This window comes from Kitasatospora sp. NPDC057936, from assembly GCF_042887525.1.
Lineage (GTDB): Bacteria > Actinomycetota > Actinomycetes > Streptomycetales > Streptomycetaceae > Kitasatospora.
In genome coordinates this window covers 104,678-112,772 of the sequence record NZ_JBHVPD010000017.1, presented here as the reverse complement: position 1 = coordinate 112,772, position 8,095 = coordinate 104,678, and the positions used below count along the sequence as shown (strand labels likewise).

Below are 8,095 nucleotides of genomic sequence, written 5' to 3'. Positions count from 1 at the left end.
GGTCGGAGGGCCGCGGCGTCAGGGTGCGTGCATCGCAAGGCGGAGGAGGGAGTCCATGCGGTGGGGGCACCTCCCGGCCGGAGGCTGGGGGACATCGGCGACCGACGACAACGCAGCGAGGCGCGTGCCCTGGCGTCGCGGCACCCGGCCTGACCCGACAGACACGCCCTAAGGACGCCCGGCGGGTCGGCCAGGCCCGGGCCGCCGCCGGCGACCCACGTGGCGATGTCGGCGACGGCGTCCGCGTCGTTGACGAGGGCGAGCCAGACCGGGCGGCCGCCCGCGCGGCGGCCCTCGGCGGAGGGCTGGACGACCATCACGTCGGCCTGCTCGCACGCGTCCAGGCAGGTGGTCGGGCGGACGGTCGCCACGCCGTCCAACGCGGTGCGCAGGTGGACGAGTTGGGCGGCGTGGTCCACACCGGGGACCTTCGGTGTGCCGCAGCAGCAGCCCCGGCAGACCGTCACCGTGCAGCGCGCCGCGGCGCTCTCCTTCTTCCGTCCCTCGCGGCGGCTCACCGGCCGGCCCGGGCGCGGGTCCAGGCGGCCTCGCGCAGCAGCCGCAGGCCGTTGAGGCCGACGATGACGGTCGAGCCCTCGTGGCCGAGGACGCCGAGCGGCAGCGGGAGGGTGGCGACGAGGTCCCACACGACCAGGGCGGAGATGAACACCGAGGCGATCACCAGGTTCTGCACGACGAGGCCGCGGGCCCGCCGGGAGAGCGCCACCACGGCCGGGACGGTGGCGAGTTCGTCGCGCACGACCACCGCGTCCGCGGTCTCCAGCGCGAGGTCCGAGCCCGCCCGGCCCATCGCGACGCCGGTGTGGGCGGCGGCCAGCGCGGGCGCGTCGTTGACGCCGTCGCCGATCACCAGCACCTTGCGGCCCGCCGCCTCGCGCTCGCGGACGGCGGCCACCTTGTCCTGCGGCAGCAGCGCGGCGCGCACGTCGGTGATGCCGACCTCGGCGGCCACGTGGGCGGCGGCGCGCGGGTTGTCGCCGGTGAGCAGCATCGGCGTCCCGCCGGTGAGCGCGGCGAGGGCGGTGACGGTGGCGGCGGCGTCGGGGCGCAGCCGGTCGGCGATGCCGAGCACGCCCAGCGGGACGCCGTCGGCCTCGACCAGGACGGCGGTGCGGCCGGCCGCCTCCAGCTCCCCCGCGTGCACGTTGGCCTGGTCGATCTCCGGGCCGCTGCGTCCTTCGAGCAGACGGGCGGGTGCGGCGACGGCGACGATGCGGCCGTCGATGGTGGCGCTGACGCCGATGCCGGGGGTGGAGGTGAAGTCCTCGGCGGCGGGGAGGGCGAGGCCCCGGGCGCGGGCGGCGTCGACGACGGCGCGGGCGAGCGGGTGCTCGCTGGGGTGCTCGGCCGCGGCGGCGAGGGTGAGCAGCCCGTCCTCGGTGAGGCCGGAGCCGGTGAGCGGGCGGAGGTCGGTGACGCGCGGGGTGCCTTCGGTGAGGGTGCCGGTCTTGTCGAGTGCGACGGTGTCGCTCTGGCCGAGGCGCTCCATGACGACGGCGGACTTGACGAGCACGCCGTGGCGTCCGGCGTTGGCGATCGCGGAGAGCAGCGGAGGCATGGTGGCCAGCACGACGGCGCACGGCGAGGCGACGATCATGAACGTCATCGCGCGCAGCAGCGAGTCGGTGAGGGCCGCGCCGACGGCGAGCGGGACGGCGAAGACGGCGAGGGTCGCGAGGACCATGCCGATCGAGTAGCGCTGCTCGACCTTCTCGATGAAGAGCTGGGTGGGCGCCTTGGTCTCGGAGGCCTCCTCGACCATCTGCACGATCCGCGCGATCACCGAGTCGGAGGCGTCCCGGTCGACGCGGATCCGCAGGGCGCCGGTGCCGTTGAGGGTGCCGGCGAAGACCTCGTCGCCGGCGGCCTTGGCGACGGGCAGCGGCTCGCCGGTGATGGTGGCCTGGTCGACCTCGCTCGCACCGTCCAGGACCCGACCGTCGGCGCCGATCCGCTCGCCGGGCCGCACGAGGACGGTGTCGCCGACGGCGAGCGCCTCGGTGGGGACGCTCTCCTCGGCGCCGCCCGCGAGGAGCCGGGTGGCGGTGGCCGGGGCCAGGTCGAGCAGGCCGCGCACGGAGTCGGCGGTGCGGGCGGTGGCCAGGGCCTCCAGGGCGCCGGAGGTGGCGAAGATGACGATCAGCAGCGCGCCGTCCATGACCTGCCCGACGGCGGCGGCACCGAGGGCGGCGACGATCATCAGCAGGTCGACGTCGAGGGTCTTCTCGCGCAGCGCCCGGAGGCCGGCCCACGCGGGCTCCCAGCCGCCGGTGGCGTACGCGAGGGCGTAGAGCGGGCCCCAGGCCCAGGCAGGGGCGCCGGTGAGCTGGAGCGGCAGCGCGGTCAGGAACAGCACCGTCGCCGCGGCGGCCCACCGGGCCTCGGGCAGGGCGAAGACCCGGGTGCGGCGGCGGGGGGCGGCGTCCGGACGCGGCGGCGCGGCGGGCGCCGGGCGCTCGATCAGGGTGGCGGGCATGGCAGGCGGGGACCCTTCGGGCACGACAGGACAAGGGCAGGGCTGGGCCCTGGGCGTTTCCACGATACATGAACATATGAACGCTCCTTCATTCATGGCCTGTACGATGGTCCTCATGGGTCATGGAGCCGCCACCACCCGAACCGTCGAAGCCGCCGCCGAAGCCGTCCCGCGCACCCGCCTTGACGCCGACGGCGCCGCCCGCGTGGCCACCACCCTCCAGGCCCTCGCCACCCCGTCCCGCCTGCTGATCCTGTCCCGCCTGCGCGAGGGCCCCTGCGCCGCCACCGAACTCGCCACCGAGGTCGGCATGGAACAGTCCGCCTGCTCCCACCAGCTGCGCCTGCTGCGCAACCTCGGCCTCGTCACCGGCACCCGCCGGGGCCGCTCGGTGGTGTACGCGCTGTACGACAACCACGTCGCCGAACTGCTCGACCAGGCCGTCTACCACATCGAGCACCTGCGCCTGGGGCTCAGCGACGCGACGGACTGACCGGGCCACGACGGACCCCTCTGGACGCCCGGCCAAGATCGCTGGGACGATGGCCCGATGCTCTCCCCCCTCGCCCCCGATGCGCTGCTCCGCGGCGTCGCCGCCAACCGCGCCGCACCCTCGGACGTCCTTCTGCGGCTGCTGGCGCCGGAGGCGAAGCCCGCGCGCGTATACCTGTGCGAGAAGCGTCCGCTGCCGGACGACGTCGTCGAGGCCGCGCTCGCGCACCCGGAGCCGGGAGTCCGGCGGGCGATCGCCCGGAACCGGTACGTCTCGGTGGAGATCCGCAGTCGGCTGGTGCACGACCCGCTCGCCTACGTGCGCGCCGCGCTGGCCGCCGGACCACGTCCGCGGTTCCCCCGCGTCGCGCCGCTGCCCGACGAGGCGCTGGCCGCCCTGCTCTCCGCGGAGGACGAGCCCGGCCGGGACGCGCTCCTCACCGCGGACGAGATCCGGCAGGAGCTGGAATTCTCCTTCCAGGTGCCGACGGCATTCTCCCTCCGTACGGTCGACCACCCCCACCCCCGGCTCAGGGCCCACGCCGCCCGCAGTTGGCAGCACCTCACCCCCGCCCAGCGCGAAGCCCTGCTCGCGGATCCGGACGAGACCGTCCGCGACCAGGCCCGGCGCGAGGCCCGCCGCCTCGACCCCGCCGCCCTCGAAGAGGTCTTCCACCGCCCGGGCCTGAGCGAGCGCGACCGCTACACCATGCTCTGGTTGTACGCGGTCACCGACGCCATCGCCGAACACTGCTTCACCGAGGAGCCCGGCTACCTGCCCGCGCTCGCGGCCAGCCCGTACACCCCTGCCCACGTCGTCGCCCGGCTCGCCCGCCACCCCGATCCGGCACTGCGCCGGCGCGTCGCCGGACGGGCCGACCTGGACGCCGGGTCGCTCGCGGAACTCGCGGCGGACCCGGACCCCTCCGTCCGCTCCCGGGCACTCGCGCACCCGCTCCCCCGCACTCGGGCGCAGGCCTCCGTCATCCACGGCGTCCTCGCCGACGACCCCGCGGACCTCGGCCCGATCGGCGCGGGATCCGAGGCCGAGCCGGACTGGTACCTCGCCGGCGCCGTCTCCGAACTCCCGTCGCTGCGCCGGGCCGCCGCCACCTGGCCCGGCCTGCCCGCGCACCTCGTCGACCGGCTCGCGGACGACCCCGACGCCGGGGTGCGGCACCTGCTGGCCTACCACCACCCGCTCGCCCCGCCCGGGACCGTCCTCGCCGCGTTCCTCGCGAGCCCAGAGCAGCGCGAGTACCTGCGGACGCTACCCACCCTGCCCCGCACGGGACTTCAGCACCTCCTCACCCACGAGGACCCCGAGGTCCGCGCCCTGGCCGCCGCCGACCCCACCCTCGACCACCCGCCCGTCGAGCTCCTCACCGACCCCGACGAGCGAGTCCGCCGGGCCGCCGCCACCAACCCGCTGCTCCCGCCCGACGTGGTCGACGCCCTCCTCGCCGACCCCGCGCTCGCCGAGGCCGCCGCGGCCAACCCGGCGCTGACCGGGGCCCGGCTGCACGGGCTCCTCGACCTCGCCGGGCTGCCGTAACCGGGCTGCCGCTGCCGGATTGCCGCAGCCGGGTTGTCAGAGGCGCGCTGTCAGAGGCGGATTGTCAGAGGCGGGGTGCATGATCGGGGCGTCCGACCACGACAGGGAGCACGCCATGCCGATCACCAACGACCAGGTCCTCCAGTACTCGTTCCTGCCCGGGTTGTACCGGGACGACTACTTCCCCGACGCCGTCGTCGACCAGGGGTGCGCCATCCTGCGGCGGCTGTGCGAGCGGATCGAGGCCGAGCGGCCGGGTGACCTCGACGCGCTGTACGGCCTCACCGCTGGCGCCACCGAGGAGTTCAACGTCCTCCAGGAGGCGTTCGAGGCCGCCGGCAGCGAGATCGAGACGGTCGCCCGCGAGGAGATCGCCGAGGACTTCTGGTTCATCGCGAACGCCTACGGGTTCCCGGAGGCCGACGCCGAGAAGCTGATCTCCGGGCGGGACTGGTAGGAGTCGAGGAAGCGCACCATGTGCAGCTTCGTCACGGCCCGGCCGCCGACCACGACGGCCCCCGGCTCCCGGCCCCACACCTCGAAGCCGCACGAGGTGTAGAGCCGGAGCGCCGCCTCGTTCCCCTCGGAGACCGTCAGCAGCACCTGCTGCAACCCCTCTCGAGCAGCGGCCAGTTCGAGCGTCCGCGCGACCAGCGCCCGGCCGACGCCCCGGCCGCCCGCCGCGGGGGCCACGGCCATGCCGAACAGCGTCGCCTTGTGCCGCTCCTGGCTCCGGGCGCGCAGCCTGAGGCCCGCCGTGCCGATCAGCCAGCCGTCCGCGGCGAACGCGCCGAGCACCGCGCCCTCCGCCAGCCGGCGGACGGACACCGCGAGCGGCTTCGCGCACTCCTCCGCGTGACTCGACGTGAAGGCCTCGGGCGTCTCCCGGAGAGCCTCCAGACGGAAGGTGCGGTACACCTCCGCGTCGCCCGCGCCCAGCCGGCGGATGGACACCCCGTCGGGGTCAGAGACGGACACGCGTGCACCTCGTCACGTACGGCATCGCGATCTCCTCGTGGCCCGCGAGGTCGGGGTGGGTGTCGAGGAGGTGCTCGACGTCCGCGAGGAGGCGGGTGCGCTCGGCCTCGGGGAGCGTGATGACGTAGCTGCGCGAGGCGACCATGTCGAGGATCCCGGCCCTCGTCGTCACGTGCTCCCAGCGGATCTCCAGCCGCTCGGGGGCGCCGAAGGGGGCGGGGACGACGGGCTTGGTGTCGATCGTCTGCTTCGCCGAGCGGTGCATCAGGGCGCCGAGTTCGGCGGCCCACGGCTCGGACTCGTCGCGGACGTTCCAGATCAGGGAGAGCGTGCCGCCGGGGGCGAGGACGCGGGCGATCTCCGGGACGGCGGTGCCCTGGTCGAACCAGTGCCAGGCCTGCGCGACCACCACCGCGTCCACGCTGCCGTCCGGCAGCGGGATCCGCTCGGCCGAGCCGCCCCGCACGGCCGCCTTCGGTACGGCCGCCGCGAGCTGGTCGCGCATCGCGCCGTCCGGCTCGACGGCGACGACGTCCAGGCCCGCGTCCACCAGCAGGCGGGTCAGCTTGCCGGTGCCCGCGCCGAGGTCGAGCACCCGGCGGGCCTCGCGCGGCACGGCCGAGCCGATCAGCGCCAGCGGGTAGCCGGGCCGCCCCTGCTGGTACGCGCCGGCCGCGGCGCCGAACGAGCGGGCCCGCAGCTTGCCGGACCAGCGACGGGTGGCGCCCTGGCGGGTCATCCCGCAGGCGCGACCGATCTCCTCCCAGGTCGCGTGGCGGCCGCGGCGCAGCTCGTCGATGACCGCCGTGCGGCGATCCTCCAGGACGGTGATCACTTCGGAGAGCCGGTGCAGGCCGGCGAGGCCGCCTTCGCCGGCGACGTCGGCGGCGATGCGGTGAGCAAGATCATCGATAGTCACGGCCCGCACTGTAGGGCCGCTCCACACCGGGCGTCAACACTCATTGCTCGTTACGCAACACATGTTGCCCGGGAGCCTCTCGCGCCCTGGAAACAAACAGTGGGGAAACTCGGCCCTCTCTTCACACTTCTCCCATAACCTGTCGCGCAGCAGCCCGACTTGAGGAGATGTGACATGAACTCACGTGCAAGGAAGGCCCGTTGGGCCACCGCCCTGGCCACGACCGTGGCGCTCCTGGCCGGCGGCGCCGGCACCGCGCTCGCGGACGGGACGGCCACGACCCCGGTGACCACCGTCCCCGTCGGCACGGTGGTGACCGGCGTCGTGGTCAGCCCGGACGGCAGCAGGGCGTACGTCACGGCCGACGGCAAGCTCAAGGTGGTCGACACCGCGGCCGGCGCCGTCACCGCCGAGATCCCCCTGGGCGGCCTCGACTACACCTCCGACAAATCGGCGATCAGCCCCGACGGCACCCGGGTGTACGCGGTCAGCGGCCTCGTCCTGTACGTCGTCGACACCACGACGAACACCGTCGTCACCACCGTCCCCCTGCCCCCGGAGATCCGGCCGGACACCTGGAAGGACGGCGGCGCCTACCAGGTCGCCATCGGCACGGACGGCGGCACGGTCCTCGTCGCCCAGGACGGGCCGAGCGGGTACCTGCGGCCGGGGCAGCCGCCGACCCGGACGCCCGGCCGGGTGCTCACCTTCGCCACCGCGCAGGGCGCGTTCACCGGCGAGGTGCCGATGCCCGACGGCTACGTGCGCCGGATCGCCGTCCGGCCCGGCGGCACCGACGCCTACGTCAGCTCCGGCACCGGCCTCGTGCACCTGGACCTCTCGACCGGCACCCCGACCGCCGTCGGCACCGTGGCGAACCTCCCGGCCCAGGTGATCTACGCGACCTACACCAAGGACGGCACCCACCTGATCGTCACCGACAGCGACCCCGGCGACCCCCGCCTGGCCCACCCCGTCGACACCGACAGCGACACCGCGACGGCCCCGGTCACGCTCACGCCCGACTTCTCCACCGGCGGCGCGCCGTCCACCGCCCCGGCCGGCGGCCTCCTGCGCCGCGCCGCGTACGACCAGACCACGAAGCGGCTCTCCCTGGTGGCCTTCGACTCCACCGCCGACTACGCCGCCGTGCCCGGCGAGACGGTCCCCACCGACGCCGACTTCAGCTACGGAATGACCGTCAGCTCCGATAACCACACCGTCTACCTGCTGGCCCACCGCCCCGGAGTGCAGGGCGTCTTCCTGGAGGTCCTCCCCCGCTGAACAACCCTCAGCCGAGAACCCGCACCACATCCGGCCGGACGCCGTCGCGAGGCACCTCCTCGCGGCGGCGTCTTCGCGTGCGCACGCGACACCTCACTCTTTCGAGTGGGACCGCTCCGGCACTTTTGACCCTCGATAGCACGAACTCCGGTCCCCCGGAAGCCACTTCGCGCAGAAACCCTCCGCATGGGCGAATCCCGGGCGGGTTGCCGGTGCGAGCGCCCCGGGGCGAGAAACCTGGTGCGGGCGCCGGCCCCGGCGGGACGGGGGCCGGACCGGGCACCAGCGGTCGCGCACCCGTGCGACATGTCTGACATGTCCGGCAAGATCGCACAAGTCAGCACTGCCACAGTAATTTTGAGTTTCATTC

The 8,095-nt window shown here is 74.6% G+C and carries 7 protein-coding genes and 1 pseudogene; 4 read left to right on the top strand and 4 right to left on the bottom strand.

Annotation, left to right across the window (positions count from 1 at the left end; genetic code table 11):
- Positions 1-170: 170 nt before the first annotated feature.
- Together ACFVU9_RS12305 and ACFVU9_RS12300 are read right to left on the bottom strand one after the other, a co-directional pair.
- A pseudogene (locus ACFVU9_RS12305) lies at positions 171-518 on the bottom strand ((2Fe-2S) ferredoxin domain-containing protein); the annotation flags it as partial.
- A complete protein-coding gene (locus ACFVU9_RS12300; RefSeq protein ID WP_387592702.1) occupies positions 515-2,497 on the bottom strand; it encodes a heavy metal translocating P-type ATPase in 1,983 nt (660 codons plus the stop codon). The pseudogene ACFVU9_RS12305 and the gene ACFVU9_RS12300, both read right to left, overlap by 4 nt.
- A 115-nt stretch (positions 2,498-2,612) precedes the next feature.
- On the opposite strand from ACFVU9_RS12300, the gene ACFVU9_RS12295 reads away from it, so the two are divergent.
- The 3 genes from ACFVU9_RS12295 to ACFVU9_RS12285 all read left to right on the top strand — a co-directional run bounded on the left by ACFVU9_RS12295 (position 2,613) and on the right by ACFVU9_RS12285 (position 5,001).
- Positions 2,613-2,990: an ArsR/SmtB family transcription factor gene (locus ACFVU9_RS12295; protein ID WP_387592699.1), complete on the top strand. Its 378-nt coding sequence runs from the start codon at positions 2,613-2,615 to the stop codon at positions 2,988-2,990.
- A 57-nt stretch (positions 2,991-3,047) separates the two neighbouring features.
- On the top strand, positions 3,048-4,544 hold the full coding sequence (locus tag ACFVU9_RS12290; RefSeq protein WP_387592696.1) for a hypothetical protein: 1,497 nt from the start codon (positions 3,048-3,050) through the stop codon (positions 4,542-4,544).
- A 115-nt stretch (positions 4,545-4,659) separates the two neighbouring features.
- Positions 4,660-5,001: a DUF5713 family protein gene (locus ACFVU9_RS12285; RefSeq protein WP_387592693.1), complete on the top strand. Its 342-nt coding sequence runs from the start codon at positions 4,660-4,662 to the stop codon at positions 4,999-5,001.
- Here the strand turns inward: ACFVU9_RS12285 and ACFVU9_RS12280 are convergent.
- Both ACFVU9_RS12280 and ACFVU9_RS12275 read right to left on the bottom strand, forming a co-directional pair.
- Entirely contained in the window at positions 4,947-5,522 is a 576-nt protein-coding gene (locus ACFVU9_RS12280; RefSeq protein ID WP_387592690.1) for a GNAT family N-acetyltransferase, read from the bottom strand. The two genes, ACFVU9_RS12285 and ACFVU9_RS12280, sit on opposite strands and share 55 nt — an antisense overlap.
- The gene (locus tag ACFVU9_RS12275) at positions 5,509-6,441 is read right to left on the bottom strand and encodes a class I SAM-dependent methyltransferase (protein ID WP_387592687.1); all 933 of its coding nucleotides are present in this window, start codon (positions 6,439-6,441) and stop codon (positions 5,509-5,511) included. Before ACFVU9_RS12275 ends, ACFVU9_RS12280 begins: the two co-directional genes overlap by 14 nt.
- Positions 6,442-6,615: 174 nt before the next feature.
- On the opposite strand from ACFVU9_RS12275, the gene ACFVU9_RS12270 reads away from it, so the two are divergent.
- Positions 6,616-7,725 (top strand): hypothetical protein, encoded by a 1,110-nt coding sequence (locus ACFVU9_RS12270; protein WP_387592684.1) that lies wholly within the window; start codon positions 6,616-6,618, stop codon positions 7,723-7,725.
- Positions 7,726-8,095: the final 370 nt, after the last annotated feature.

Coding starts and splice junctions, on each gene's coding strand:
- ACFVU9_RS12295 (WP_387592699.1), top strand. CDS start 2,613: ATGGGTCATGGAGCCGCCACCACCCGAACCGTCGAAGCCGCCGCCGAA.
- ACFVU9_RS12300 (WP_387592702.1), bottom strand. CDS start 2,497: ATGCCCGCCACCCTGATCGAGCGCCCGGCGCCCGCCGCGCCGCCGCGT.
- ACFVU9_RS12270 (WP_387592684.1), top strand. CDS start 6,616: ATGAACTCACGTGCAAGGAAGGCCCGTTGGGCCACCGCCCTGGCCACG.
- ACFVU9_RS12290 (WP_387592696.1), top strand. CDS start 3,048: ATGCTCTCCCCCCTCGCCCCCGATGCGCTGCTCCGCGGCGTCGCCGCC.
- ACFVU9_RS12285 (WP_387592693.1), top strand. CDS start 4,660: ATGCCGATCACCAACGACCAGGTCCTCCAGTACTCGTTCCTGCCCGGG.